The sequence below is a fragment of the Ruegeria sp. J8 genome, assembly GCF_056531925.1.
In genome coordinates this window covers 183989-208326 of sequence record NZ_JBQFMR010000001.1, presented here as the reverse complement: position 1 = coordinate 208326, position 24338 = coordinate 183989, and the positions used below count along the sequence as shown (strand labels likewise).

Below are 24338 nucleotides of genomic sequence, written 5' to 3'. Positions count from 1 at the left end.
CATCACGGGACTTCACATATAAAGGATTCGCGCCCATAGCGCAAGAGAACCGCAAGATGCTGTTGCAGTTCTCTGTCAGATTTCTAGGTTTTGTGGCTTAATCCGCTTGCGGGATCAGCGGCGCATTGTCGCCCTGCGCCGGAGGCAGCAGATCATCCGCCGACGGAACCGCCGGTGCGCTTTCTTCGGTTGCGGCCGGGGCAGGGACGCCCAAACGGTCAATGACTGAGCTGCCCGAGGATTTCTGCGCCGCAATGATCGTCAGCGTGATCGAGGTGACGATAAAGCACGCCGCCAGAATCCATGTGACCTTGCTCAGCGCAGTTGCGGCAGCGCGTCCGGTCATGGCGCCACCGCCACCGCCACCCATGCCAAGGCCACCGCCTTCAGACCGCTGCATCAGGACGACGGCGATCAGGCCCAAAGCCAGAAGAAGATGGATGATGAGAACGACGTTTTCCATGGTGGTCCTGTACAGCGTGGCGTGTATCGCGTGGTACTTATGCAAGTTTGGGTCCGGGGGCAAGACACGAGTTTCCATCACCTCTGGTGATGTGTGATATCACGTCAAAGGGACTGGACAGACTGGCGGATCGTGACGCAACCTGCGGCCATGCCACATGACGATCACGACCACCCGCACGCGCTGTTGCCGCCGGAACCTGCGCTTCGAGTCAAGGCGCTGGAGACGATTCTGACCCGTAAGGGTCTGATCGACCCGGCGGCTTTGGATGAAATCATCGACACCTATCAGAACAAGATCGGCCCTCAGAACGGGGCGCGCGTTGTCGCCAAGGCTTGGGCGGACCCCGAGTTCAAGCGCGCCTTGCTGGAGGATGCAACGCCCGTCGTCGCCGATCTGGGGTTTTACGGGCGGCAGGGCGAACACATCGTGGTCGTGGAAAACACGCTCGAGCTGCACAATATGGTCGTATGTACCCTGTGCAGTTGCTATCCGTGGCCGCTGCTGGGTATTCCGCCGGGCTGGTACAAATCCGATGCTTACCGCGCCCGCGCCGTGCGTGAACCGCGCAAGGTTCTGGCTGATTTCGGCGTGTCTCTGCCCAAAGACACCGCCATTCGCGTCTGGGACTCAACGGCTGAGATTCGGTATCTGGTTCTGCCGATGCGTCCCGAAGGCACAGAAAGTCTGTCCGAGGACGAACTGACCGCCCTTGTTACCCGCGACAGCATGATCGGCACCGGTCTTCCCAAGGTGCCCTCATGACCCGCGTTCACGATATGGGCGGGCGGTTCGGGGATGGCTCAGTTATCCCCGAGGCGGAAGATGCTCCAGTTTTCCCGCAGGAATGGCATGGGCGTGCTCTGGCCGTAACTTTGGCTGCTGGCTTCCTGGGGCAATGGAATATCGACATCTCGCGCCATGCGCGCGAACGTCTGTCACCAAAGGACTACACACGGTTTTCCTACTACGAGAAATGGATTTCGGGCTTGGCCGACCTCTTGATTGAACGGGGTGTCCTGACGTTGGAGGATCTAAAAGGCGGGAACGGTGACACCCCCCATCCGTTGGCGTCGCGAGCCCTGAAAGCAGAGAACGTCAGCGCTGCGCTGGCCAAGGGCGGCCCTGCGGACCGCCCGTCCAAGGTTGCTATGCGTTTCCAGCCGGGACAGGCCGTTCGCACGGCGCACCCATCCGCCAACCGCCTGATCGACGGTGGGCATACTCGGCTGCCAATTTACGCGGCCGGTGCGCAAGGGTGGATATTGCGCCTCCATGGGACACATGTTCTACCTGATTCCAACGCGCATGGATTAGGGGAAGCGCCCGAACCCCTCTACGCGGTGGCCTTCACGGCATCAGAACTTTGGGCAAACCCGGAAAACCCAAAGGACGAGGTCGTACTGGATCTCTGGCAAAGCTATCTGGAGCCCGCATGACCGACTGCGTCGCACACACAGCGCCCGAACCCGTTTTCGCCGAGCCCTGGCACGCACAGGTCTTCGCGGTGACTGTCGCATTGAATGAAGCAGGCCGATTCGAATGGCCAGATTGGGCCACCCGATTTTCCGCGACACTTAAGCGGCGGGGGCTTTCGAAAGAGTTGGATGGCGGAGACGACTATTTTCGAGCGTGGCTGGACGCGCTTGAAACCCTGTTGGAAGACGCCGGAGAGGCCGATGCGCAAGATATCGGCGAAATGTCGGCAGCTTGGGAAAATGCTTTTCTGACCACGCCGCACGGACAGCCAGTCAAATTGGCAACCGGGTAGGGGGCTCTGCCCCCGCCGCCCGTTCCGGGCGACTCCCCCGGGATATTTCTGGCCAGATGAAGCAGGGGATCCGCTCTTCATCTGGCTATAAATATCCCCGCCGGAGGCACCGCGCGCAGCGCGGTTTAAAGCTGCGGCGAATTATCGGTTTCCCTGTCGCTGTCACATCGCTATACGAGCCGAGTTTGATTACTCAGCGCAAAAGGACTTGTTATGGCCAATGTGGTTGTTGTCGGCGCCCAGTGGGGTGACGAAGGAAAAGGCAAGATCGTCGATTGGCTCAGTGAGCGGGCGGATGTGATTGCGCGTTTTCAGGGTGGGCATAATGCCGGTCATACGCTGGTTATCGATGGCGAGGTCTACAAACTGCACGCGTTGCCGTCCGGCGTCGTCCGCGGGGGCAAGCTGAGTGTGATCGGCAATGGTGTTGTGCTGGACCCTTGGCATCTGCTCAAGGAGATTGGGACTATTCGCGCGCAGGGTGTTGAGATCTCGCCCGAGACACTGATGATCGCCGAGAACACGCCTTTGATCCTGCCAATTCATGGTGAACTTGACCGGGCCCGAGAAGAAGCAGCGAGCAAGGGGACCAAAATCGGGACGACTGGTCGTGGGATCGGCCCGGCTTATGAGGACAAGGTGGGGCGCCGATCCGTTCGTGTTGCTGACTTGGCCGATGAGGCAACGCTCGAGGCGCGCGTCGACCGGGCGTTGCAGCATCATGATCCGCTGCGTAAGGGCTTGGGGATCGAGCCGGTTGACCGCGACGCGCTGATTGCGCAGTTGAAAAACGTCGCGGCGGAGATCCTGCCCTTCGCCGCACCGGTCTGGAAAGTGCTGAACGAAAAGCGCAAGGCCGGTAAGCGCATTTTGTTCGAAGGGGCACAGGGGGCTTTGCTGGATATCGATTTCGGCACCTATCCGTTTGTGACCTCGTCCAACGTGATTGCCGGTCAGGCGGCAACGGGTGTGGGCATCGGGCCGGGCTCGATCGATTTTGTGCTGGGCATTGTCAAAGCATACACGACCCGTGTTGGCGAAGGTCCGTTCCCGACCGAACTGGATGATGCCGACGGTCAGCGTTTGGGCGAGCGGGGCCATGAATTCGGTACCACCACGGGGCGCAAGCGCCGCTGTGGCTGGTTTGATGCCTGTCTAGTGCGTCAGACCTGTGCAACCAGTGGTGTGAACGGCATCTCGCTGACTAAACTGGACGTTCTGGACGGGTTCGAGACCTTGAAAATCTGTGTGGGGTACGAACTGGACGGCCAACGTCTGGACTACTTGCCCACCGCTGCGGATCAGCAGGCGCGTTGCAAGCCCATTTACGAAGACATGCCGGGTTGGAGCGAATCCACTGAAGGCGCGCGGAGCTGGGCGGACTTGCCTGCCAATGCGATCAAGTATGTGCGCCGGGTCGAGGAACTGATCGAATGCCCTGTGGCCCTTTTGTCCACCAGCCCGGAGCGGGACGACACCATTCTGGTGACCGACCCGTTTGCTGACTGATGAGCAGCGAGGAAAAGCCGGGCCTTAGCTATAAGGCGCGGCGTAGATGGTCTCTGGTTCTGCTGCTGGTGGGACTGCCAGCCTATATCGTGGCGGTTGTGACGGTCGTGAACTGGCTTGATCGACCGCCGATTTGGTTAGAACTTCTGGTCTATGTGGTTCTGGGCGTGCTCTGGGCTTTGCCGTTCAAATTTGTGTTTAAGGGTGTTGGCAAGGACGACCCGGATAACCCACAGGATTGACCGCCAATACCGACCTCACCTTCGAGGCCAACTGAGAATTACACGGGCGAATGCATGGTATTCTCCGGAGATTTCTTCAGCCAGGCTAAAGGGTGAAGGCCATGGCGTCGCCAGTGTTGCTTCGATCTGGCCTGTGATTAGTTTCAATTCTGCTTTGTGCTTGGCTGCCAGACGACGCATCTTTTGGTTGGTGGCAAGGCACAGCATGTGGACTTCGTTGATCCCGCGATTGCGTGCAGCGGTAAGGAGGCGGGAGAGCAACCCGTCTCCAATGCCCCTGTCTTGCCAGCCAGTTTCAACAGTTAGCGCGACCTCTGCTACGTAGTTCAGGCTGTCCGGAACAGCCCGAAGTTCCCCTACGCCGCGCAGTCGTGAATCCGGGAAAGCCCCAAAAATCAATGCCGCATCATCAAAGATACCGGAAAGATAAGCTTCAACGAATTCTGTGCTGACGGGCGCGCCGAAACGCGATGTCAGTGCGTCACTTTCCAATGATTTGAAGTGGCTTTCGATTTTGGGCCTGTCATAGGGCCTCAGACAGCGAATCGGAAGTTCATACATGGCGCGACCTCTGTTTGAACCGAGGGAAAAGTGCCTGGCGTAGTGGTTCAAACCTAGCATAATTCTGCGGTGCAGCATAGCAGGACGCTAGGTACTTTCAGTTTAGTGCTCAAAAAAAAGGGCCAGAGGAATTTCTCTGACCCTTCTGGTTTTAGTTTTTTTGGCGATCAGCCCGCGGCGCGTTCGTCGTCGTCGGGGCGGAAGCCAATATCCGTTGAGGCTGCAAACCGGCCACCACCGGCTTTTTCGATTTTGCCGTCGCGCAGCAACTGACCGAATGAGCGCAGGCTTTCCTCGCGGTTGAAATCCGCCTGTTGGAGCGACCGGATTTTGTTCATCAATTGCGGACGCGAGAACTGCTCCTGACCTTCGATAAATGACAGATAGGATGCGGCGGCTTCCAGAAGGTCGGGCAAGGACTGGGCGCCCTGTTCTTGTGCGAAAAGGGCAAAGCCGCCTTCTTCGCCCGCCTGAGCATCCTCAGATGAAGACACGCGGCGCGGCGTGACGGGGGCTGCCTCAGGGGCATCCGCGTCGATACGCTGCTCGGCGACCAGTTTCAGCGGGGCCATCTTATCTGATTGCGGGCGCGTGCCGGTGACCTGAATGTCCGGCCGGCGTGGGCTGACCGATGCGGTCAGATCACGATAGACGCTGTGATCAGATGTTTCTTCGGCTTTTGGCTTGTCCTTGCGCTCGGCTTCGGTCGCGGCCACTGCAGCGCGCAGGTGCGAGTATGTCTCGCGCTGATCTGTGGTTGCCGGGTCCTCCATCTGGACATCGGCTTTGTCCATAAGACGCGAAACGTCCTGGTCCAGGCTTCCGGTATCCGAGGCAGAGTCTGCCGCGCGTCGGGCAAGAAAAGCCTCGACATTCGAAATCTCGCTCAGCAGGTCTTCTTCATCGTCGGCAGTCAACACCCCTTCCTCTTGGGTGGTGTCGTCCTCCGGCATATCCATGGCTTCCTCGTCCTCCTGCAGCAGGTTGACGGGATCGTTTTCTTCCATGGCATCGGCTTCGGGTGTCAGGTCTTCTTGCGCTGCTTCCTCGGCCTCTTCAACCATCGCGGCAGGCTGAATTTCTTCTTCCGGCTCACCATCAGAGACTTCGGTTGGGGCTGCTTGGACTTCTTCTGCAGGTTGACCGAATTCGGTGCTCAGGGTATCGTCGAAGACCTGCTCAGTTTCTTCAGGCGCATCTTCGACAATCTCATCTTCGGCCAAGGCTTCTTCGATCGCGGCCACGGCCTCTTCCGGGGATTCCTGCGGTTCGGTATCGGACGCTTCGCCCAAATCCTCGGCGGTTAGCGAACCAGCTTCGAATGCTGCGGCCACAGCGTCCGACGGTCCGGCCGCCGCCTTCATCAAGGTCGTTTCTTCATCCTCGGAATAGATGACGGTGTTTTCTTCCGAATGAGAAACGACCGCGCGGATGCGTTGCAGTTTGGCGGCGATGCTGTCGGCGGCGGGAGTGGGCGCGTCTTCGACCTCGTCCGCTTCGGTAGCCACCGGATCGGGTTGAGACGGTACAGGCTCAGGGTCGGCGGTGGGCGTGGGTGCTGTGGCAATCGGGGCGGGTGCGGGTTGTTCAGTGGCACGCAGCAGCAGGCCCGAGTCATTCTGGCTGGCTTCCACCCGGCGCGCGACATCGCGCTGAGCGATGCGGGCCAGCATCTCGGCATCCGGTTGCGGGGGTTCTGACCCGAAGTAACGATCCTCGGCGGCAAGGTCGCGGAAATATTCTGCGATTGCCTTCATTGTCTCGAAGGAATCGTCAAAGCCTTCCAAAGTGCATGAGAAGGTTCCGTATGAAACGGTCAAAACCTTGTTATTCTGTACCATCAGACGCACGTCCTTTACAAACTACGAGAGCCAACCCGCCCGGCGATGGGCATACCCATTGGCCCTGAACTATGCCAATCAGCCTATCATTTTGTGGTTTCAATGTGTCCAAATCCGGGAAAAATGATCAATCTTAGAAAAAATACGGGAATTGTACGCTGTGATGGGCCAATAACGCTAGTCGGCGGCGGAGAAATCAACCCAAAGGACATCGAACTGGCGCTGATTCGCGCCGAAACCTGCGTTGCAGCTGATGGAGGGGCTGCGCCATTGCTGGATGCGGGGGTCATTCCTGACGCGGTGATTGGCGATTTTGATTCGCTTTCAACAGACCACAAGGCCCAGATTCCTGCGGATCGGTTGTTTCCTGTTCGTGAACAGGACAGCACGGATTTCGACAAGGTTCTGCGCAATGTGGCGACGCCGCTGGCGCTGGGTATTGGGTTTCTAGGCGCGCGTCTGGATCATCAGCTTGCGGTGCTTAACGCTCTGGTTCGGCATCAGGATCGTCCGTGTCTCCTGTTGGGCGCGCAGGAAGTGGTGTTTCACGCGCCCCCCCGGATCACATTGCCTTTGGCGGTGGGACAGACTGTGTCATTGTTTCCATTGCGGCGCATAACCGGGCGCAGTCAGGGGCTGGAATGGCCGATTGACGGGTTGGAACTGGCCCCGGATGGGCAGGTCGGGACCTCAAACCGCGCACTGGCGGATGTGACACTGGAAATGGAGGGGCCGGGGCTGCTGGTGATGGTGCCTCGGGATGCGTTGGATCAGGTTATGCGGGCGTTTCTGTCGGGGCGGACCGGGCGCTGGCCCGCTCTCGCAGAATGACGAACAATCCGGCTGCGATGGTGATGGCGATCCCCACGGCTGCGATTCCGTCTGGCAGGTCATGGAAGATCAACCAGCCGATCAGGGTGGCGACAGGGATTTCCAGATATTGCATCGGCGCCAGTGTGGCCGAGGGCGCATAGCGCAGGGACCACGTCATGAACAAATGCGCCACGGTGCCTAACAGGCCGATGGCCCAGAGAAGCGCATAGGTGCCGTCGGTGGGTGCGATCAGCGACAGTTCCCACACGCCTGCGACGGTTCCGATCAGCAGAAACGGCAGCATCAAGACCGTGGCCATAGTGCCGGAAACGGCTTGCAGAGCGATCGGGTCGGTCTCTTTCGCAATGTGCCGTGTGACCAGCATGAACAGCGAAAAGACCACGGCGACCACCAGCGGCAACAAAGCTGCGGCGCCGACTTGTACAAAGCTGGGCTGGATCACCAACAGCGTGCCAACAAACCCGACGATACAGGCGATCAGGCGGCGCAGGCCGACCTCTTCCCCCAGAACGTATTTGCCGAGTAGCAGCATGATGAAGGGCATGACAAACGCGATGGCCACCGCGTCTGCCAGCGGCAGATATTGCAGCGAGGTGAACATCGCGCTGATCCCGATGATGTGCAGAACTGTACGCAGCAAGGTCAGCCGAAACACGCGACGGGACATCCGCCATAGCCGCCCTGTCAGGGCGACCAGCGGCACAAGCACCAGCGCCTGCACGGCGAAGCGCACAAAGACCAGCATGGCTACTGGGGTCGTCTCGCCCAACAGCTTGGCCATCGCATCGCCCGCCGGGGCGAGGACGCAAAAGCCAAGCATCAACATGATGCCAAGAACGGGACGATCCTGAGTCATGGGCGGCACGCTACGGGGTTTGCGCCGCCGATGAAAGCGCCTGTCTCAGCAGTTCGGGACGTTCACAGCCAAACCGCCCAGCGAGGTTTCTTTGTACTTCTCGTGCATATCGTGCCCGGTTTGGCGCATGGTCTCGATCACCGCGTCAAGCGGGACAAAATGATGCCCGTCCCCGCGAAGCGCCAGAGACGCGGCTGAAACCGCCTTGATCGCCCCCAATCCATTGCGTTCGATGCAGGGGACTTGAACCAGCCCGGCGACCGGGTCGCAGGTCATTCCAAGGTGATGCTCCAACGCGATTTCGGCGGCGTTTTCTACCTGCTCCGGCGTACCGCCCATCACCGCGCACAAACCTGCGGCGGCCATGGCTGAAGCGCTGCCAACCTCGGCCTGACATCCGGCCTCGGCCCCCGAGATCGAGGCGTTGAACTTGACCAGACCGCCAATGGCGGCGGCAGTCAGAAGGAAATCCTCAATGCGGCTTTCAGAGGCACCTGGCACGTGATCCAGGTAATAACGCAGCACCGCCGGCAGCACGCCGGCCGCGCCATTGGTGGGGGCGGTGACGACCTGACCCCCAGCGGCGTTCTCCTCGTTCACGGCCATGGCGTAAACGCTCATCCAGTCGTTGATCGTGTGCGGGGCGTTCAGGTTCATGCCCCGCTCGGCTTGCAGCGCGTCATGGATGCCCTTGGCGCGGCGGCGCACATGCAGGCCACCAGGCAGGATGCCATCGGTGTTCAGACCACGCTCGATACAGTCGTTCATCACCTGCCACAGGCGCGCGCTGCCCTTGGCGAAACTGTCCGCGCACCCGCGCGCAATCTCGTTGGCGCGCTTCATTTCGGCGATGCTTTTGCCACTGGCTTTGGCCATGTCAAGCATCTCGACTGCGGATTTGAAGGGGAAGGGCACCGGGTCGCCTTCGTCGGTTGCCTTGCCCTCGGCCAGTTCCTCTTCGGTCAAAACAAAGCCGCCGCCGATCGAGTAATAGACTTGTCGCAGGATCACGTCGCCCTGTGCATCCGTAGCCATCAGGATCATGCCGTTGGCGTGGCCGGGCAGGTGGTGTTCGTAGTCAAAGACCAAATCGGTCTTTGGGTTGAACTCCAGCGCCGGCAGCCCCTCGGGCATGACGCTATGCGTTTCGTTGATCGCGGCCAGCGCGGCCTCGGCCTTTTCATTGTCATAGGTGTCGGGCACAAAACCGGCGAGGCCCAAAATGGTAGCGCGGTCGGTGGCATGGCCGACACCGGTGAACGCCAGCGATCCGTGCAAAGACCCGCGCAGCCCCGAAAATTCGAACGGAGAGGCGCGCATCTGGTCCAAAAACCGCGCGGCGGCCACCATCGGCCCCATAGTGTGCGACGAGGACGGGCCGATGCCCACTTTGAACATATCGAAGACAGACAGGAACATATCAGGTAGCAGAGCCTTCTGGAGGGTTAGCGTAAGTCGGGGCGGTGAAGGGCGTGGCGCCCAACCCCTCGGCCGCGATGGCGGCGCGGGTTGCGGGACGGGCTTCCAACTGCATCACGATGCGTTGCAAGTGAGGAGTATCAGCCAGTTGATACCAACTGCGATCCGCCTTGGCAGGATAGAGCGCCATCCAGCGCATCTGGCAGGCCAAATAATAGGTCAAAACCGACGGGCTGTCAGGATGCAGCCAGTTCGGAGTGCTTTGGGCCAGCGTATCCAGCAATTTCAGGTGATGCCGAAGGCGCGGGCGGATACCAGCGCGGAGGGTGTCGGCCTGTGCCGCGTCGATATATTTCTCGGCATAGAATAAAATGCGCAGATCTGCGTGCAGCGTGTTCGAAGCAAAGAACATCCATTTCAGAAACGCGGCCCGCTCGGGATCGGTGGCAGCGGGGGCCAACTGCCCATGGGTGTCAGACAGCCACAGCAGAATAGCGGCTGTTTCGAAAATCGGGCCCTGCGGCGTTTCCAGCACCGGGATCAGCCCGTTCGGGTTCAGCGCGCGATAATATGCGCTGTCCTGCGCGTTGCGGGTGCGATCCACCAGCACGGTCTCGAACGGCAGGTCCATCTCGGACAGTGCCAGCCGGATCACCAGCGAGGCGTTGTCGGGGGCATAGTGCAGGCGATAGGGCGCAGTCATGAAACCTATCTATACCTTACATCATTTTCCCAAAGCCCCGATTGCGACGTTTCCAATCGGAAACGCGTAGTTTCGCGACGCGTTGGCCCGCGTGGTTCTGCAATTCGCTCTCGCAGTTGGCGCGGGCATTCCGTATACGTTGCCTCAGTAAGACAGGGGAATGCCGCCATGACCGCAGAAATGTCACCGATCGACCGGGCAAAATACGTGGCCGCGCGTCGGGCCGCCGATCTGGTGCAGGACGATATGCGCGTGGGGCTGGGGACCGGGTCCACCGCCGCCTGGATGGTGCGCCGTTTGGGCGAACGGGTGCAGGAGGAAGGCCTGAAGATCAAGGGCGTTCCCACCTCGACCCGGACTGCGCAACTGGCGCGTGAGGTCGGGATCGAGGTCGTGTCTTTGGATCAGGCCGGATGGCTGGATATGACCATAGACGGCGCGGATGAGTTCGATCAGGAGATGAACCTGATCAAGGGTGGCGGCGGTGCGCATTTGCAGGAAAAGATCGTCGCGACGGCCAGCGATCAGATGGTGGTCATCGCCGATGCCGGGAAAGAGGTTGAGACCCTTGGCGCTTTCCCCCTGCCGCTTGAGGTCATTCCTTTTGGCTGGCAGACCACGCGCACTCTGGTCGAAGAGGTTCTGGATACGATGGACGTTCTGGGTACTTCGACCGCTTTGCGGATGGATGGGGACGTGCCCTTTGTCACTGACGAAGGCAACCATGTGCTTGACCTGCATCTGCACCGTATCGGAAACGCCCGGCAGCTGGCGCTGGTGCTGAATCAGGTGCCAGGCGTGGTCGAAAATGGGTTGTTCATCGACATCTGCGACAAGGTGGTGATTGGGCACGGCGATGGCCGGGTCGAGATCAGGGATATCAATGAGGGCACGACCGAAACAGAGCAACCTGCCGACAGTGATGAGAACCTGTTTTTGGACATTGCGGACTGATACGAATGATTTCTTCGCAAAATCCGGCCCATCAAGGGTTGGCAGTTTCGCAATCGACCCCAGATAAGCAACGAAATTTGGCCTGACAAAAAGGAACTCGGGATGAGCTTTGACTATGATCTTTTCGTCATCGGCGGAGGCTCGGGTGGAGTCCGCGCCGCGCGTGTCGCGGCGGGTGAAAACGGGGCCAAGGTGGCGCTGGCCGAGGAAGATCGCTATGGCGGAACCTGCGTTATCCGGGGCTGTGTGCCCAAAAAGCTGATGGTTTTCGCCAGTGAGTTCTCGGGCATGGTGGGTGACGCGCAGGCTTACGGTTGGGATATCCAGCCCGGCGCGTTCGACTGGAATACGTTCCACGGCAAGCTGGTAACAGAACTGGATCGGTTGGAAGGCATCTATCGCAACATCCTGAAAAACAACGGCGTGGAAAGCTTTGACCAGCGGGCCACCGTGGTGGATGCGCATACGGTTGAACTGGCCGATGGCACCCGCAAGACCGCCAAGCATATCCTGATCGCCACCGGCGGTCGCCCGGTTGTGCCCGATTTTCCGGGATCAGACCTCGCCATCACTTCAAACGAGATTTTCCACCTGCCGAAACTGCCCGAAAACATCCTGATCGTGGGCGGCGGCTATATCGCCAGCGAATTTGCAGGGATCATGAATGGGCTGGGCGTCAAGACCACGCAATTCTATCGCGGTGAACAAATCCTTCGCGGCTTTGACCAAGAGGCCCGCGATTTGATCTGCAACGAAATGCGCGCAAACGGGATCGACGTGCGCCTGGGTACCAATGTGGTTGAAATGGCCAAGGATGGCGACAAGATCCGTGTCAAAGCCACCGACGAGACCGAGGATCAGTTCGACGTGGTCATGTACGCCACCGGTCGCGCGCCCAATGCCGACAATCTGGGGCTTGAGGCCGTGGGTGTTGAACGCGGCCGCAAGGGTGAGATCATCGTGGATGAATACAGCCAGACCGGCGTGCCCTCGATCTATGCCATCGGGGATGTGACTGATCGTGTAAACCTGACCCCGGTTGCGATCCGCGAGGGCATGGCCTTTGTGGAAACCGTCTTTAAGGGCAACCCGACGCCCGTGGATCATGACCTCATCCCCACCGCCATTTTCACGCAGCCCGAAATGGGCACCGTGGGTCTGAGCGAGGAGGAGGCCGCCGCGCAGGAACCGGTTGAGGTTTACGCGACCTCTTTCAAACCGATGCAAAAGGCGTTTGCGGGCGGGTCCGACAAAGTGATGATGAAGCTGATCGTTTCTCAGGCGACACGCAAGGTCCTGGGTTGCCACATAGTCGCGCCTGGCGCGGGTGAGATGATCCAGCTGGCGGGCATTGCCGTAAAGATGGGCGCAACCAAAGATGATTTCGACCGCACGGTCGCCGTTCACCCGGTCATGGCCGAAGAACTGGTGACAATGCGTCAACCTGTGCGCACTGCTTGATTTGCAACCTCGCGCACACAAGTTACAAGGGAACCCGTGATCACACGGTCCAACACAAGGGAAAAGATACATATGGCGGGCAACAGCGGTGGCCCCTGGGGGGGCGGAGGCTCCTCGGGCGGCGGAGGAAATCGGGGTAACAACGGGAACGGGCAACGCCCACCCGAAGGCGATGGCCCGCAGATCCCCGAGATCGACGATCTGGTAAAAAAGGGGCAGGAACAGCTGCGCGTCCTGATGGGCGGTCGCGGCGGTTCGGGCCGAGGAAGCAATGGCAAGGGCGGCGGCGGTGGTCCGCTGTTTACGAAGGGGACCGTGCTTATCGGTCTCGTCGTTGGTGCTGTGCTTTGGGGCGCGGCCAGCTTTTACACCGTCAAACCCGAAGAACAGTCGGTTGAACTGTTTCTGGGCGAATTCTCATCGGTCGGAAATCCCGGCCTGAACTTTGCCCCTTGGCCGTTTGTCACCGCCGAGGTTATCCCGGTCACTCGGGAACAGACCGAAGACATGGGCGGAACACGCGGCAGCGACGATGGGTTGATGCTGACCGGGGACGAAAACGTGGTCGATATCGACTATCAGGTCGTCTGGAACATCAGCGACCCCGCCAAGTTCCTGTTCAATCTGCGCGATGCGCGTCAAACGATCCGTGCGGTGTCTGAGTCGGCCATGCGTGAGATTATCGCACAAAGTGAGCTGGCACCGATCCTGAACAGGGACCGTGGTGTGATCGCAGAACGCCTGCAAGAGCTGATCCAATCAACAATGGACAGCTATGATTCCGGCGTGAACATCATCCGTGTGAACTTCGACAAGGCCGACCCGCCGCAGGACGTGATCGCCGCCTTCCGCGACGTTCAGGCCGCGGCGCAGGAACGTGACCGTCTGCAAAATGTGGCGGACGCTTATGCCAACCGCGTGTTGGCGGAAGCGCGCGGTGAAGCCGCGCAGGTGCTGGAAGAGGCTGAAGCCTATCGCGCCCAGCAGATCAACAGCGCCATGGGTGAGGCCAGCCGCTTTAGCGCAGTTCTGGAAGAGTATTCCAAAGCACCCGATGTGACCCGTAAGCGCCTCTATCTGGAACGGATGGAGCAGGTTTTGGGTGACGTGGACAAGATCATTCTGGACGAAAACTCGACCGGTTCGGGGCAGGGCGTTGTGCCGTACCTGCCGCTAAATGAACTGCGCCGCAATTCTGGGCAGGAGAGCAACTGATGCGTAAATCACCAATTATTCTAGGTGCAGTTGTCTTGTTGGTAGTGGGCATCCTGTCCTCTATTTTCATCGTAGACGAACGCGAACGCGCGCTGGTTCTGCAATTTGGACGCGTGGTTTCCGTTAAGGAAGAACCTGGTTTGGCCTTTAAAATCCCGCTGATTCAGGAAGTTGTGCGCTATGACGACCGTATCTTGTCGATCGACGTGCAACCGCTTGAAGTGACGCCTCTGGACGATCGCCGTTTGGTGGTCGATGCCTTCGCGCGCTACCGGATTTCGGATCTGGAGCAGTTCCGTCAGGCGGTCGGTGTCGGCGGCATTCCGGTGGCAGAGGATCGTCTGGACCGTATCCTCCGCGCTGAAACGCGGGAAGTGCTGGGGTCGGTCTCGTCCCGTGACATCCTGAGCTCCGACCGTGCAGCGTTGATGCTGCGCATCCGCAACAGCGCGATTGCCGAAGCGCGGGCGCTGGGCGTGAACGTGATCGACGTACGCCTGAAGGCGACGGACCTGCCGCAGGCCAACCTGAACGCGACCTTCGACCGGATGAAGGCCGAGCGAGAACGTGAAGCGACCGACGAACGTGCCCGTGGTAACGAGGCTGCCCAGCGTGTGCGCGCGCAGGCCGACCGGACCGTGGTTGAACTGGTGTCGGACGCCAACCGTGAGGCCGAGATCATCCGCGGTGAGGCTGACGCCGAACGAAACGCGATCTTCGCCGAAGCCTTCGGCAAAGACCCGGAGTTCTTCGAATTCTACCGCTCGCTGTCGGCATATGAACGTGCGCTGGGCGGTGGCAACAGTTCGATGGTGCTGAGCCCGGATTCCGAGTTCTTCAACTACCTCAAATCGCCTACAGGGCAGGCAGCCCAGTAATGGGTATGATCCTTCTGGCCTTCGGGCTGGTACTGATTGTCGAGGGGCTGGCCTATGCGCTGGCCCCTTCGCTTATTGAACGCATGTTGGAAGCGTTGCGCAGCCTGCCCGAACAGGCGCGGCGGCTGGCCGGATTGCTGTGCGTGGTCTCGGGTCTGGTGCTGCTTTGGGCCGCGTATCAGGTCGGGTTTTAATACAGCCTTTTCACTTGCCGGTGATTTCCCCGCGATCCTCAGTTGCGGGCTAGGCCAAACCGACTACATTGGTTGTCAAGAAGGACCGCCTGCGGGCGATCCACCGTGTAGTGACGACAAGGAGTTCCCAAGTGCAGGCACAAGCGCGCAGTATTTCCGTCCGGCGGGACGAGGTTGTTGGTTTCATGCGGCTGATGTGGTTGGCCATTGCCGGGATGGTTCTGGTTCTGGCCCAAACCGTCGCCGCGCAGGCGCGCGGGGAAAGCCTTGCGCCTCTGGCTGAAAAGATCAGCCCGGCGGTGGTGAACATCACCACTTCAACCTTGATCGAAGGGCAATCCGGGCCGCAAGGCATTGTGCCCGAGGGCTCTCCGTTTGAAGATTTCTTTCGGGAGTTTCAGGATCGAGAGGGCGATGACGACAACCGCCCGCGCCGCAGCAACGCGCTGGGTTCGGGTTTTGTGATTTCCGAGGATGGTTTCATCGTCACGAACAATCACGTGATTGCCGAAGCCGATGAAATCCTTGTTGAATTTTTCCCCGGCGACGGTCAACCCAAGAAAGAGCTGCCTGCAAAGGTCATCGGCACTGATGAGAAAACCGATATCGCACTGCTTAAGGTCGAGGCCTCGGGGCCACTGCAATATGTGCAGTTCGGCGATAGTGATGTGGCACGTGTGGGCGATTGGGTGATTGCGATGGGCAACCCGCTGGGTCAGGGCTTTTCGGTTTCAGCCGGGATTGTCTCGGCCCGCAATCGTGCGCTGAGCGGGTCCTACGACGACTACATCCAGACCGATGCAGCGATCAACCGGGGCAACTCGGGTGGGCCGCTGTTCAATATGGATGGAGAGGTCATTGGTGTGAACACAGCGATTCTGTCGCCCAATGGTGGCTCAATCGGGATTGGTTTCTCGATGGCGTCGAATGTGGTGATCAAGGTCGTGGATCAACTGCGCGAGTTTGGTGAGACCCGCCGTGGTTGGCTGGGTGTACGCATTCAGGACGTGACCGAGGATATGGCCGAAGCCATGGGTCTGGAAAAGCCCGGCGGTGCGTTGATCAGCGATGTGCCGGAGGGCCCAGCCAAAGAGGCTGGCCTGCTGGCGGGCGATGTGATTCTCAGCTTTGATGGTGTTGAGGTTGAAGACACGCGCGGTTTGGTGCGGCAGGTCGGTGAAACTACGGTGGGCAAATCTGTCCGCGTAGTTGTGCACCGTGATGGCGGCACGCAGACCGTTCTGGTGACATTGGGCCGCCGTGAGGATGCCGAGCGTTCCGGTGGGAGTGAAGAAGAACCTGCAGAGGAAGCTCCGGTCGAGGAAGACGCGGATATTCTGGGCCTGACGATCTCACCGTTGACTGAGACGCTGCGCACCGATCTGGAATTGGATGCTGACGCTGAGGGACTGGTTGTAACAAATGTGGATGAAGCCTCGGAGGCTTATGCCAAGGGCCTGCGGGCGGGTGATCTGATCACCGAAGCCGGTCAGCAGAAGGTCGCGTCGATTCAGGATCTTGAGACGCGCATGGACGAAGCACGCGAAGCGGGCCGCAAGTCGCTGTTGCTGCTGGTACGGCGTGGTGGCGATCCACGTTTTGTAGCACTTAGCCTGGGCGAATAACCTGCCTTTCAGATTGCAAGAATGGCCGGGGTCTGCACCCCGGCCTTTTTTTCATACACCGGAAATGAGAAGAGCCGCACACCGGGGAAGGCGTGCGGCTCTGATACAGGGAGAGGTCAGTGGACAGATATCGGGGATGATTCTCTGACCTCCTACGGTAACAGTTATGAAGATAGTCTTAACGACTACACAGGTATGTGAAGCAGGTCACAGCGGATCAGATAAGATCGGAATCCGCCAATTCCCGAAGCGCGTCGAAGTCGTGGATCATCAACCCGCCACGCGATGCCTCGACCACCTTGTCGCGCTTCCAGGTCGAGATGGTTTTCGACACGGCCTCGCGCGTGGCGCCGACAAACTCGGCCAACTCGCTTTGCGAGAGGGACAGACGGCTTGAGGGGTCCTCTTGCAGGTCGGTCAGGTGCAGCAGCTTGCGGGCCAGACGGATCGGCATGGGCAGGAAAACCTGTTCGTTCAACTGGGACCCCATCCAACGCATCCTGAGACCGGCCAAACGGATCATATCAACTGCCAAATCCGGGTGTTGTCGGATTTGGTTCATCACATCTGCGCGCCGCACCCGCAATACGCGAGAAGGCTCGGCGGCGGCAATGGTCGCTGTACGCGGACCGCTGTCGAACAGCGCTATCTCACCAAAAACTTCGCCGGGTTTCATCAGGGTCAGCGACAGTTTGCGACCGCTCATCGCCAGAAAGGACACTTCGAGCGTACCGGCGAGAATGGCGTAGAGCGCATCGCCCTCATCGCCCTGTTCAAACAATGTCTCGCCTTCATCAAGCGAGATTTCGGTCGCCTGTGCCGACAGCATCGCGCGCAGACGGTCGGATGCTTCGGCCAGAAAACCGGTATTGGGAAAGGCCGTCATGTGGATGTGGTGCTCCGGCTGGCAGGTGTGAGTGGTCCCACAACTTTCCACAGCACGGGCGATTAGCCAAGGATTTTATGTAGTTTTACGGAATCCACGGCCTATTGCTGGTCAGGATCGTCCATATAGGTCTGCAACATGCTGAACTGAAGCATGAGAAAGACCATTAATGCGATCGGAAAACCAAAGGTTTCGATTTTGACCCACAGATCGGTCGACATGGTGCGCCAGACGAATTCATTGGCGACGGCCAGCACTGCGAAACAGGCACACAGCCGGCGTGTCAGAATCATCCAACCTTCGTGGCGCATGGGCAGCATCTCGTCCAAAACATAGGCGAGGTAGGATTTCTTTTGCAGCAGACCAATGCCGAGGATCAGGGCGAAAAAGCCATAGACCAGGGTGGTTTTCATTTTGAAGAACCGCTCGTCATTGAACCATGCGGTCAGGCCGCCGAAGAAGATCACCATGAAAGCGGTGAAGATCTGCATACGACTGAGCTTGCCGGTCAGGAACCACAGGATACCCATTGCAGCCAGCATGAGGGGAACGAAGATGATCGTCGCGACGATAAAGCCGGAATATTCCGTTCCTGCGAACTGAAAACTGTCATCGCGTAGGCGCAAATAGATGAAGAAGAAAGCCAGCGGCGGGCCAAGCTCCAGCACCTGTTTCAGAAACGGGTTGATCTCATTCTTGCCTGTCATGTCGGTTCCCTGCTGTTTACCCGCCCATTTCAACTATTACGGCGCCGAGTGCAATCAATGCCATCAGCGCGATGCGTCTGGGGCCAACGGTTTCTTTCAAAACCAGCCAGCCAATAAGCGCTGCGAAGACGGTTGAGGTTTCACGAAGGACAGCTGCTTCGCCGACTTTATCCAGACGGGTGGCGAGCATGATCGAACCGAAGGACAGAGGCGCAATGATACCTCCCGCTAGCCCGCGCAGCATGAGGGGGCCGAGCGTCGGGCGGTGGATCATCGCGCGCCATCTGAGGAAGGCGTAGAAGGGCAGCGTCGCCCCGTCGATCATGAAAAACCATGCAAGGAAGGTGAATGGATCGGCGGTGGCACGAATGCCATATGCGTCATAGGTGGTATAGAGCGCGACGAACAAGCCGGTGGCGAAGGCAAGTGCCAGGGCGACGCCAAGTGTTTCGCGGTTGGTTTCGAGAAACCGGAAGTTATAGGCGGCCAGTCCGAAAATCCCGCAAAGCAGGACAGCCACACCGAGCCATTGGGTGCCGGTGAAGGTTTCGTCAAACAACAGGTAAGCGCCAATCACGGTGAACAGTGGACCGGTGCCGCGCACGACCGGGTAAACCACTGTGTATGAGCCTTTGGTGTAGGCCAGGGCCTGAAGGATTTTGTAGAGGATGTGGATCAGCCAGACGACTGCGAATATGGGCCACATAAAGGGTTCGGGCCAAGGCACGACGAAGAGGGCAAACGGGGCCGCCATAAGGCAATAGCAGGCGTCAATCACCCCGCGCGACATCCAGGGATCGTGGCGCCCTTTTTGCAGCGCGCCAAAGGCTGCGTGCAGGAAAGCGGCTGACAGCGCAAGCGCCAGGGCGAGCCTGTGGCCCGCTTCGGTGCCTTCAAGGGAGATCAGCCAATCGCTCAAATTTCGGTCTTTGTTTTGGCGGAGAAGTGGGGGGCTGTCTGCCCCCCACGCCCCCCGAGGATATTTTTGGCCAGATGAAGCGGTGGATCAGCTTTGCAGGCCGGTGAGGGCGGCGGCGAATTCTTCGGGGTCGAACGGGGCGAGGTCGTCGATTTGCTCTCCGACGCCAATGGCGTGGATGGGCAGACCGAATTTATCCGCCAGCGCCACCAGAACCCCGCCTTTGGCGGTGCCGTCGAGCTTGGTCATCACCAGACCGGATACATCAGCCAATTTCCTGAAGGTTTCGACCTGGCTGAGTGCGTTCTGGCCGGTGGTGGCGTCCAGTACCAGCAGGGTGTTGTGAGGGGCGCTGTCGTCGACCTTGCGAATGACGCGGACAATTTTTGCCAGTTCCTCCATCAGGTCGGCGCGGTTTTGCAATCGGCCAGCGGTGTCGATCATCAGAAGGTCTGCGCCTTCGTTCCGCGCTTTGGTCAGGGCGTCAAAGGCCAGCGACGCCGGGTCCGAGCCTTCGGGGGCGGTCAGAACCGGGACGCCTGCGCGGTCGCCCCAGACTTGCAATTGTTCGACGGCGGCGGCGCGGAAGGTATCCCCCGCGGCGATGACGACTTTTTTGCCCGCGGCTTTGAACTGGCTGGCCAGCTTGCCGATGGTGGTGGTTTTGCCCGAACCGTTGACACCCACAACCAGCACGACCTGCGGGCGTTTGGGGTAAAGCGGCATGGGCTTGGCCACGGGTTCCATCACGCGGGCGACTTCCTGTGCCAGCAGCTGCTTGATTTCCTGCGTAGACAATTTGCGTCCAAAGCGCCCCTCGGCCATGTTCGAGGTGACACGCAGGGCGGTATCGACGCCCATATCCGAGGCGATCAGCAGCTCTTCGAGCTGTTCCAGCATGTCATCGTCCAGGGTGCGACGGACAACGGTTTGGGACTCGGACCGGTTGAACAGGCGGCTCAAGACGCCTTTGGGCTGGGTTGGTTCGGGCGCGGGTTGTGCGGCAAGTTCAGGTGGCGCGGTTTCGACCGGTTGTGGCGTGCGTTCAGGTTCGGGCGGTGCGGAGACGGGTTCAGTTTGCGGTGCAGGCTCAAGTGGGCTGGGCTCGGGTGCAGCCGTTTCCTCTCCGCCATCGTCGACGATTGCATCCAGCCCCTGTTCGAGGCGGGACGAGGATTTGAACAGCTTGTCTTTGAGCTTTGAGAAAAACGCCATTTTTGGTCTCCGCAGGTGTTCCTTTCACCTAATGCGGATTTGCGGCAGTTGCAAAGGGTCAGAGAAAGGCGATCAACAGACCGGCCTGTGCGCCCCAGTATAGCGGCCAAACCAGATAAGGCGTCATCCGCAGGGCCGGGTGATGGGCGGGCAGCAGGAATTTCTCGGTCGCAAGGATCAGGTCCGAGGCGATGAAGGCCATCGCTGCGGGCAGGGCCCAACGCAAAGCGCCGGTGTCGGGCAGGGCCAAAACGGTGACGCCCACGCCCAGAATGATCGGGATATAGCCCAGAACTGGTAGTCTGAGATCCCCGGCACGTGGGGCCAGAAGAGTTGCCGCGACGATACCCAGCAGGATCAGGGACCAGAATAGGCCGGGGTGAGTTAAAATCAGGCTGGTATCGCTGCTGGGATGCGACAGAAACAGTGCGATATAGGCCAGGTGTCCGGCTGCAAAGGCACCGATCCCTGCCATGAACGTTGTGTCGGTTTCGCGCGACAACAGCGCGTCTCCGATGGCGCAGAGGCTCAGTGCGGCGATCAAAAGGAGTGGCGCCTCAGACAGCAGGGCGATGACGGCAAGGCAGGCGACCGAGGCGGTTTTCAGCACCGACCTAAGTTTGCTGGCCGGGCGAGGCGCCAAGGGCAGATAGGCCAACGCGCAGGCAGCAGCGACCAGAAACAGCGCAGTTGTCATTCAAGTGTCCCTTTTTTCGTCCAGCTTCATCGGGAATGCGTCCGCAACTCAACCCATGACGTTAAGGCAGCCTGTCCTGACAGATTGGTAATTGGCATTGCCGGTTGGCATCTGACATCATGCGGACATGATCAGGCATGTTGCGATTCTTCTGGCTATGTCCGCGCAGATGGCGGGGGCGCAATCCGCGCTTTCGGGGGCTGAATTTGACTCGTATACGCAGGGTAAAACCTTGTTCTACGGCTTTGAGGGGCAGGTTTATGGGGTCGAACGTTATTTGCCCAACCGACGCGTGATCTGGTCCTTTCTGGACGGAGATTGCAAGGAAGGCGTCTGGTACGAGCAGAATGACCAGATTTGTTTTCTGTACGAAGACCGGCTGGACCCGCAATGCTGGGTGTTTGTCGAATCCGGCAGCGGCTTGATTGCTCAGTTTGAAGGCAACCCCGAGCAGACGGAGCTGTACGAGGCCGAAGATATCGATGAGGAGATGGTCTGCCTCGGCCCCGAGGTTGGCGTTTGAGCGAGACCTAGAACAGTGAACCCTGATCAGGTGGCGCTTTTTTCTGCGTTTTCTTAGCTGGTGGCTTTGCTGTGGACGACATGCCCGTCGCTAATATGCCGTCGGCGAATTCGATCTCAAGCGCGGTATGTTTTGCCGCCTGTTTCCGGGTTGTCACCACCTCGCCCTCGGCGCGCACCACGGCATAGCCCCGCTGCAACGTGGCCTTGTAGCTGAGTGTTTCTCGAAGCCTGTCCGTGGCTTCTAACGTCTGTCGCATCCGGTCCAAACGCGTGGTCTGGGCGGTGTTCAGACGCTCGGTCAAGCGGGTCAGGGATTGCCGTTGAGCGTCAATGTCGCGCTGAATAGGGCGCAAGGACAGGCGGGATGACAGGTTGCGCACCGCCTCCTGCCGTGAGGACACCAGATTTCGCAGGGTCGAGGGGCGCAGATGGGCCGACAGTTCCACAACTTTGATGCGTCGCGCTTGAACACCACGTTCCAAAGCCGGGGTCAGGCGATCGGCAATCAGATCAAGACGTTGACGCGGTGTGTTCAACAGGCTGTCGGGGCGCGGTAACGCCCGGGACAGGTCGCGCAGGCGTTGGCTGCGGCGCTGCACGGCGTCGGTCGCAGCGCGGGACAGGCGCGCGCCCTGTTCGCCGGTCCAGGCCAACAGTTCCATCCGCACGGGCACGGCCAGTTCGGCGGCGGCGGTGGGCGTCGGCGCGCGACGGTCCGAGACATAGTCGATCAGTGTCGTATCCGTTTCGTGCCCCACGGCTGAGATTAGTGGAATGTCTGAAGTCGCAGCCGCCCGTGCGACGGCCTCTTCGTTGAAACCCCACAGGTCCTCGATCGACCCGCCGCCGCGGGCGACGATGATCAGGTCTGGGCGCGGCAGGGCGCCTCCGGGGGTGAGTTGGTTGAAACCGTTGATTGCGTTGGCAACCTCGGGCGCGCAGTTCGATCCTTGCACGGCGACAGGCCAGATCAGCACCTTGCGCGGGAACCGGTCGCGCAGGCGGTGAAGGATATCGCGGATCACCGCGCCAGATGGTGATGTCACTACGCCGATGATCTGCGGTAGATAGGGCAGGGGCTTCTTGCGTTCAGGCGCGAACAGCCCTTCGGCCTCTAGCTGTTTCTTACGCTTTTCCAGCAACGCCATCAGTGCGCCTTGGCCTGCGACGGCGACCTCATCGACATTCAGGTTGTATTTCGATTGCGCGCCAAACGCGGTGAGACGCCCGGTTACGACGACCTCAAGCCCTTCATCGGGCACCACGGACAGTCCCGAGATCTGACCCTTCCACGTGGTGCAAGCCAGCACGTTCCGGTCATCCTTGATATCATAGTAAAGATGGCCTGAGCGCGCCTTGAACACGCGCCCGACCTCACCACGCACACGGATTCGGCCAAAGGTGCCTTCCAGTGTGCGTTTTACCTCGCCGGAAATGTCGGAAACACTGTATTCAGGTGTGTTTTGGCCGGGAATGGGATCGTCAAGCAGGTCGGACATTTCAGCGCCTTGTGTCAAATGCCCACTCAGCTTAGAACGCGCGGAAGGCGAGGCCAAGCAGATCGGAGAGCAGTCATGAATATCCTCATTCTCGGGAGCGGTGGACGCGAACACAGCCTAGCCTGGGCGGTGATGCAGAACCCCAAGTGTGACCGTCTGATAGTCGCGCCGGGCAATGCCGGAATTGCTCAGATTGCCGATTGCGCGGCTCTGGACATCGAAAATGGCGGCGCTGTGGTCAGCTTTGCCGAAGACAACGCGATTGATTTTGTGATTGTCGGCCCTGAGGCCCCCTTGGCGGCTGGGGTTGCCGACCGCCTACGCGAAGCGGGTGTTCTTGTCTTTGGCCCCTCGGCTGCGGCGGCGCAGTTGGAGGCATCAAAGAGTTTTACCAAGGAAATCTGCGACGCCTCGGGCGCGCCGACGGCAGCCTATGGGCGCTTTACCGAGGCCGAGCCCGCCAAGGCCTATATCCGCGAACAAGGCGCGCCGATTGTGGTCAAGGCCGATGGACTGGCCGCCGGCAAGGGCGTGATTGTGGCGATGGACGAAGGGACCGCGCTGGAGGCCATCAACGACATGTTTGGCGGGGCTTTTGGCGGGGCCGGGGCCGAGGTGGTGATCGAGGAATTCATGGAGGGCGAGGAGGCCTCGCTTTTCGTGCTGTGTGACGGTGAGGATATCCTGTCGGTCGGCACCGCGCAGGACCATAAGCGCGTAGGCGACGGGGATACCGGGCTGAATACAGGCGGGATGGGAGCGTATTCTCCGGCCCCGGTTCTGAGCGCCGAGGTCGAAGCCCGCGCGATGGAAGAGATCATCAAGCCGACCGTGGCCGAGATGAAAAAGCGCGGGATGCCGTTTCAGGGGGTTCTCTATGCGGGTTTGATGATCAAGGACGGGCAGCCGCGACTGGTGGAATACAATGTGCGCTTTGGCGATCCCGAATGTCAGGTGCTGATGATGCGCCTGGGCGCGCAGGCGATGGATCTGATGCATGCCGCAGCCGAGGGCCGTTTGCGTGAGGCGCAGGTGAACTGGGCCGATGATCATGCGCTGACCGTTGTGATGGCGGCTCAGGGATATCCGGGGTCTTACGAGAAGGGCAGTGTTATTGGCGGTCTCGACGGGCTGCCCGAGGACAGCAAGAACATGGTCTTTCATGCCGGGACCAAGGCTGCGGATGGGCAGGTATTGGCCACGGGTGGTCGGGTTCTGAACGTCACCGCTCGGGGCGAGACATTGCAGGAGGCGCGTGATCGGGCTTATGCGATGGTGGATGGGATTGACTGGCCCGATGGGTTCTTTCGCCGCGATATCGGCTGGCGCGCTTTGTGATCTGATTGCCGGGCCGCGCCCGTCTC

Annotated in this window: 26 protein-coding genes; 14 read left to right on the top strand and 12 right to left on the bottom strand. The window is 59.7% G+C overall.

Translation table 11 applies throughout. The annotated features are described in order from the left end of the window. Window positions 1–97: 97 nt before the first annotated feature. Window positions 98–463, bottom strand: a complete 366-nt coding sequence (gene secG / locus ACR0L1_RS00990) for a preprotein translocase subunit SecG (protein WP_170788438.1) — start codon at window positions 461–463, stop codon at window positions 98–100. A gap of 150 nt (window positions 464–613) precedes the next feature. Between secG and nthA the strand changes: the two genes are divergently transcribed. The 5 genes from nthA (at window position 614) to ACR0L1_RS00965 (ending at window position 3985) form a co-directional block, all read left to right on the top strand. Then, the gene (nthA, locus tag ACR0L1_RS00985) at window positions 614–1228 is read left to right on the top strand and encodes a nitrile hydratase subunit alpha (protein WP_480503365.1); all 615 of its coding nucleotides are present in this window, start codon (window positions 614–616) and stop codon (window positions 1226–1228) included. Continuing rightward, complete coding sequence (gene nthB, locus ACR0L1_RS00980) at window positions 1225–1902, top strand: nitrile hydratase subunit beta (RefSeq protein ID WP_170788439.1); 678 nt, start codon at window positions 1225–1227, stop codon at window positions 1900–1902. Before nthA ends, nthB begins: the two co-directional genes overlap by 4 nt. After that, window positions 1899–2234 (top strand): nitrile hydratase accessory protein, encoded by a 336-nt coding sequence (locus ACR0L1_RS00975; RefSeq protein WP_237217917.1) that lies wholly within the window; start codon window positions 1899–1901, stop codon window positions 2232–2234. Before nthB ends, ACR0L1_RS00975 begins: the two co-directional genes overlap by 4 nt. 213 nt (window positions 2235–2447) lie before the next feature. After that, a complete protein-coding gene (locus tag ACR0L1_RS00970) occupies window positions 2448–3743 on the top strand; it encodes an adenylosuccinate synthase (protein WP_480503053.1) in 1296 nt (431 codons plus the stop codon). After that, complete coding sequence (locus ACR0L1_RS00965) at window positions 3743–3985, top strand: DUF2842 domain-containing protein (protein WP_480856698.1); 243 nt, start codon at window positions 3743–3745, stop codon at window positions 3983–3985. Before ACR0L1_RS00970 ends, ACR0L1_RS00965 begins: the two co-directional genes overlap by 1 nt. A 15-nt stretch (window positions 3986–4000) precedes the next feature. On the opposite strand, the gene ACR0L1_RS00960 is transcribed toward ACR0L1_RS00965, so the two are convergent. Continuing rightward, window positions 4001–4546 carry an N-acetyltransferase family protein gene (locus ACR0L1_RS00960; RefSeq protein WP_480856696.1) on the bottom strand — a complete coding sequence of 182 codons (546 nt, stop codon included), beginning with the start codon at window positions 4544–4546 and terminating at the stop codon, window positions 4001–4003. Window positions 4547–4713: 167 nt separating this feature from the next. Next, entirely contained in the window at window positions 4714–6387 is a 1674-nt protein-coding gene (locus ACR0L1_RS00955; RefSeq protein WP_480856694.1) for a hypothetical protein, read from the bottom strand. A 123-nt stretch (window positions 6388–6510) separates the two neighbouring features. Between ACR0L1_RS00955 and ACR0L1_RS00950 the strand changes: the two genes are divergently transcribed. Then, window positions 6511–7218, top strand: coding sequence for a thiamine diphosphokinase (locus ACR0L1_RS00950; protein WP_480503049.1), 708 nt, complete (start codon window positions 6511–6513; stop codon window positions 7216–7218). Here ACR0L1_RS00950 and ACR0L1_RS00945 read toward each other — a convergent pair. The 3 genes from ACR0L1_RS00945 to ACR0L1_RS00935 are packed head-to-tail and all read right to left on the bottom strand — an operon-like array spanning window position 7163 to window position 10199. Then, window positions 7163–8077, bottom strand: coding sequence for a DMT family transporter (locus ACR0L1_RS00945; RefSeq protein ID WP_480856692.1), 915 nt, complete (start codon window positions 8075–8077; stop codon window positions 7163–7165). The genes ACR0L1_RS00950 and ACR0L1_RS00945 overlap by 56 nt on opposite strands. Before the next feature lie 45 nt (window positions 8078–8122). Further along, window positions 8123–9496 carry an L-serine ammonia-lyase gene (locus tag ACR0L1_RS00940; protein ID WP_480503047.1) on the bottom strand — a complete coding sequence of 458 codons (1374 nt, stop codon included), beginning with the start codon at window positions 9494–9496 and terminating at the stop codon, window positions 8123–8125. 1 nt (window position 9497) lies between these two features. Next, entirely contained in the window at window positions 9498–10199 is a 702-nt protein-coding gene (locus ACR0L1_RS00935) for a glutathione S-transferase family protein (RefSeq protein WP_480856690.1), read from the bottom strand. A 168-nt stretch (window positions 10200–10367) separates the two neighbouring features. On the opposite strand from ACR0L1_RS00935, the gene rpiA reads away from it, so the two are divergent. The 6 genes from rpiA (at window position 10368) to ACR0L1_RS00905 (ending at window position 16526) form a co-directional block, all read left to right on the top strand. Next, window positions 10368–11153 (top strand): ribose-5-phosphate isomerase RpiA, encoded by a 786-nt coding sequence (rpiA, locus tag ACR0L1_RS00930; protein WP_480856688.1) that lies wholly within the window; start codon window positions 10368–10370, stop codon window positions 11151–11153. Window positions 11154–11255: 102 nt separating this feature from the next. Next, the gene (gene gor, locus ACR0L1_RS00925; protein ID WP_480856686.1) at window positions 11256–12614 is read left to right on the top strand and encodes a glutathione-disulfide reductase; all 1359 of its coding nucleotides are present in this window, start codon (window positions 11256–11258) and stop codon (window positions 12612–12614) included. Window positions 12615–12686: 72 nt separating this feature from the next. Beyond that, window positions 12687–13829 (top strand): FtsH protease activity modulator HflK, encoded by a 1143-nt coding sequence (gene hflK / locus ACR0L1_RS00920; RefSeq protein ID WP_170788449.1) that lies wholly within the window; start codon window positions 12687–12689, stop codon window positions 13827–13829. Further along, window positions 13829–14707, top strand: a complete 879-nt coding sequence (gene hflC / locus ACR0L1_RS00915; protein ID WP_170788450.1) for a protease modulator HflC — start codon at window positions 13829–13831, stop codon at window positions 14705–14707. Before hflK ends, hflC begins: the two co-directional genes overlap by 1 nt. Continuing rightward, entirely contained in the window at window positions 14707–14901 is a 195-nt protein-coding gene (locus ACR0L1_RS00910; RefSeq protein ID WP_170769382.1) for a DUF2065 domain-containing protein, read from the top strand. Before hflC ends, ACR0L1_RS00910 begins: the two co-directional genes overlap by 1 nt. A gap of 185 nt (window positions 14902–15086) precedes the next feature. Then, window positions 15087–16526: a Do family serine endopeptidase gene (locus ACR0L1_RS00905; protein WP_480857153.1), complete on the top strand. Its 1440-nt coding sequence runs from the start codon at window positions 15087–15089 to the stop codon at window positions 16524–16526. A gap of 217 nt (window positions 16527–16743) precedes the next feature. Here ACR0L1_RS00905 and ACR0L1_RS00900 read toward each other — a convergent pair whose 3' ends face one another. The 5 genes from ACR0L1_RS00900 to ACR0L1_RS00880 all read right to left on the bottom strand — a co-directional run bounded on the left by ACR0L1_RS00900 (window position 16744) and on the right by ACR0L1_RS00880 (window position 20950). Further along, window positions 16744–17412, bottom strand: coding sequence for a Crp/Fnr family transcriptional regulator (locus tag ACR0L1_RS00900; protein WP_170784358.1), 669 nt, complete (start codon window positions 17410–17412; stop codon window positions 16744–16746). A 101-nt stretch (window positions 17413–17513) separates the two neighbouring features. Further along, entirely contained in the window at window positions 17514–18119 is a 606-nt protein-coding gene (locus ACR0L1_RS00895; RefSeq protein ID WP_170788451.1) for an inner membrane-spanning protein YciB, read from the bottom strand. A 16-nt stretch (window positions 18120–18135) separates the two neighbouring features. Beyond that, the gene (locus ACR0L1_RS00890) at window positions 18136–19038 is read right to left on the bottom strand and encodes an EamA family transporter (RefSeq protein WP_170788452.1); all 903 of its coding nucleotides are present in this window, start codon (window positions 19036–19038) and stop codon (window positions 18136–18138) included. Window positions 19039–19125: 87 nt separating this feature from the next. Beyond that, complete coding sequence (ftsY, locus tag ACR0L1_RS00885) at window positions 19126–20253, bottom strand: signal recognition particle-docking protein FtsY (protein WP_480856683.1); 1128 nt, start codon at window positions 20251–20253, stop codon at window positions 19126–19128. Window positions 20254–20311: 58 nt separating this feature from the next. Further along, entirely contained in the window at window positions 20312–20950 is a 639-nt protein-coding gene (locus tag ACR0L1_RS00880; RefSeq protein ID WP_480856681.1) for a lysoplasmalogenase family protein, read from the bottom strand. Between the two features lie 127 nt (window positions 20951–21077). Between ACR0L1_RS00880 and ACR0L1_RS00875 the strand changes: the two genes are divergently transcribed. Next, window positions 21078–21473 carry a hypothetical protein gene (locus tag ACR0L1_RS00875; protein WP_237215748.1) on the top strand — a complete coding sequence of 132 codons (396 nt, stop codon included), beginning with the start codon at window positions 21078–21080 and terminating at the stop codon, window positions 21471–21473. Between the two features lie 7 nt (window positions 21474–21480). Here ACR0L1_RS00875 and xseA read toward each other — a convergent pair whose 3' ends face one another. Continuing rightward, window positions 21481–22974 carry an exodeoxyribonuclease VII large subunit gene (gene xseA / locus ACR0L1_RS00870; protein WP_170788455.1) on the bottom strand — a complete coding sequence of 498 codons (1494 nt, stop codon included), beginning with the start codon at window positions 22972–22974 and terminating at the stop codon, window positions 21481–21483. 75 nt (window positions 22975–23049) lie between these two features. Here xseA and purD point away from each other — a divergent pair, with 75 nt between their 5' ends. Beyond that, a complete protein-coding gene (gene purD / locus ACR0L1_RS00865; protein WP_480503038.1) occupies window positions 23050–24312 on the top strand; it encodes a phosphoribosylamine--glycine ligase in 1263 nt (420 codons plus the stop codon). Window positions 24313–24338 lie beyond the last annotated feature (26 nt).

Bases quoted from the DNA above. Each gene is read 5' to 3' on its own strand.
- xseA (WP_170788455.1), bottom strand. From the start codon at position 22,974: ATGTCCGACCTGCTTGACGATCCCATTCCCGGCCAAAACACACCTGAA.
- ACR0L1_RS00970 (WP_480503053.1), top strand. From the start codon at position 2,448: ATGGCCAATGTGGTTGTTGTCGGCGCCCAGTGGGGTGACGAAGGAAAA.
- ACR0L1_RS00910 (WP_170769382.1), top strand. From the start codon at position 14,707: ATGGGTATGATCCTTCTGGCCTTCGGGCTGGTACTGATTGTCGAGGGG.
- ACR0L1_RS00895 (WP_170788451.1), bottom strand. From the start codon at position 18,119: ATGACAGGCAAGAATGAGATCAACCCGTTTCTGAAACAGGTGCTGGAG.
- ftsY (WP_480856683.1), bottom strand. From the start codon at position 20,253: ATGGCGTTTTTCTCAAAGCTCAAAGACAAGCTGTTCAAATCCTCGTCC.
- ACR0L1_RS00965 (WP_480856698.1), top strand. From the start codon at position 3,743: ATGAGCAGCGAGGAAAAGCCGGGCCTTAGCTATAAGGCGCGGCGTAGA.
- ACR0L1_RS00945 (WP_480856692.1), bottom strand. From the start codon at position 8,077: ATGACTCAGGATCGTCCCGTTCTTGGCATCATGTTGATGCTTGGCTTT.
- ACR0L1_RS00875 (WP_237215748.1), top strand. From the start codon at position 21,078: ATGATCAGGCATGTTGCGATTCTTCTGGCTATGTCCGCGCAGATGGCG.
- purD (WP_480503038.1), top strand. From the start codon at position 23,050: ATGAATATCCTCATTCTCGGGAGCGGTGGACGCGAACACAGCCTAGCC.
- ACR0L1_RS00940 (WP_480503047.1), bottom strand. From the start codon at position 9,496: ATGTTCCTGTCTGTCTTCGATATGTTCAAAGTGGGCATCGGCCCGTCC.
- ACR0L1_RS00960 (WP_480856696.1), bottom strand. From the start codon at position 4,546: ATGTATGAACTTCCGATTCGCTGTCTGAGGCCCTATGACAGGCCCAAA.
- ACR0L1_RS00975 (WP_237217917.1), top strand. From the start codon at position 1,899: ATGACCGACTGCGTCGCACACACAGCGCCCGAACCCGTTTTCGCCGAG.
- nthA (WP_480503365.1), top strand. From the start codon at position 614: ATGCCACATGACGATCACGACCACCCGCACGCGCTGTTGCCGCCGGAA.
- rpiA (WP_480856688.1), top strand. From the start codon at position 10,368: ATGACCGCAGAAATGTCACCGATCGACCGGGCAAAATACGTGGCCGCG.
- hflK (WP_170788449.1), top strand. From the start codon at position 12,687: ATGGCGGGCAACAGCGGTGGCCCCTGGGGGGGCGGAGGCTCCTCGGGC.
- ACR0L1_RS00905 (WP_480857153.1), top strand. From the start codon at position 15,087: ATGCGGCTGATGTGGTTGGCCATTGCCGGGATGGTTCTGGTTCTGGCC.
- ACR0L1_RS00900 (WP_170784358.1), bottom strand. From the start codon at position 17,412: ATGACGGCCTTTCCCAATACCGGTTTTCTGGCCGAAGCATCCGACCGT.
- hflC (WP_170788450.1), top strand. From the start codon at position 13,829: ATGCGTAAATCACCAATTATTCTAGGTGCAGTTGTCTTGTTGGTAGTG.
- ACR0L1_RS00955 (WP_480856694.1), bottom strand. From the start codon at position 6,387: ATGGTACAGAATAACAAGGTTTTGACCGTTTCATACGGAACCTTCTCA.
- ACR0L1_RS00935 (WP_480856690.1), bottom strand. From the start codon at position 10,199: ATGACTGCGCCCTATCGCCTGCACTATGCCCCCGACAACGCCTCGCTG.
- nthB (WP_170788439.1), top strand. From the start codon at position 1,225: ATGACCCGCGTTCACGATATGGGCGGGCGGTTCGGGGATGGCTCAGTT.
- ACR0L1_RS00880 (WP_480856681.1), bottom strand. From the start codon at position 20,950: ATGACAACTGCGCTGTTTCTGGTCGCTGCTGCCTGCGCGTTGGCCTAT.
- secG (WP_170788438.1), bottom strand. From the start codon at position 463: ATGGAAAACGTCGTTCTCATCATCCATCTTCTTCTGGCTTTGGGCCTG.
- gor (WP_480856686.1), top strand. From the start codon at position 11,256: ATGAGCTTTGACTATGATCTTTTCGTCATCGGCGGAGGCTCGGGTGGA.
- ACR0L1_RS00950 (WP_480503049.1), top strand. From the start codon at position 6,511: ATGATCAATCTTAGAAAAAATACGGGAATTGTACGCTGTGATGGGCCA.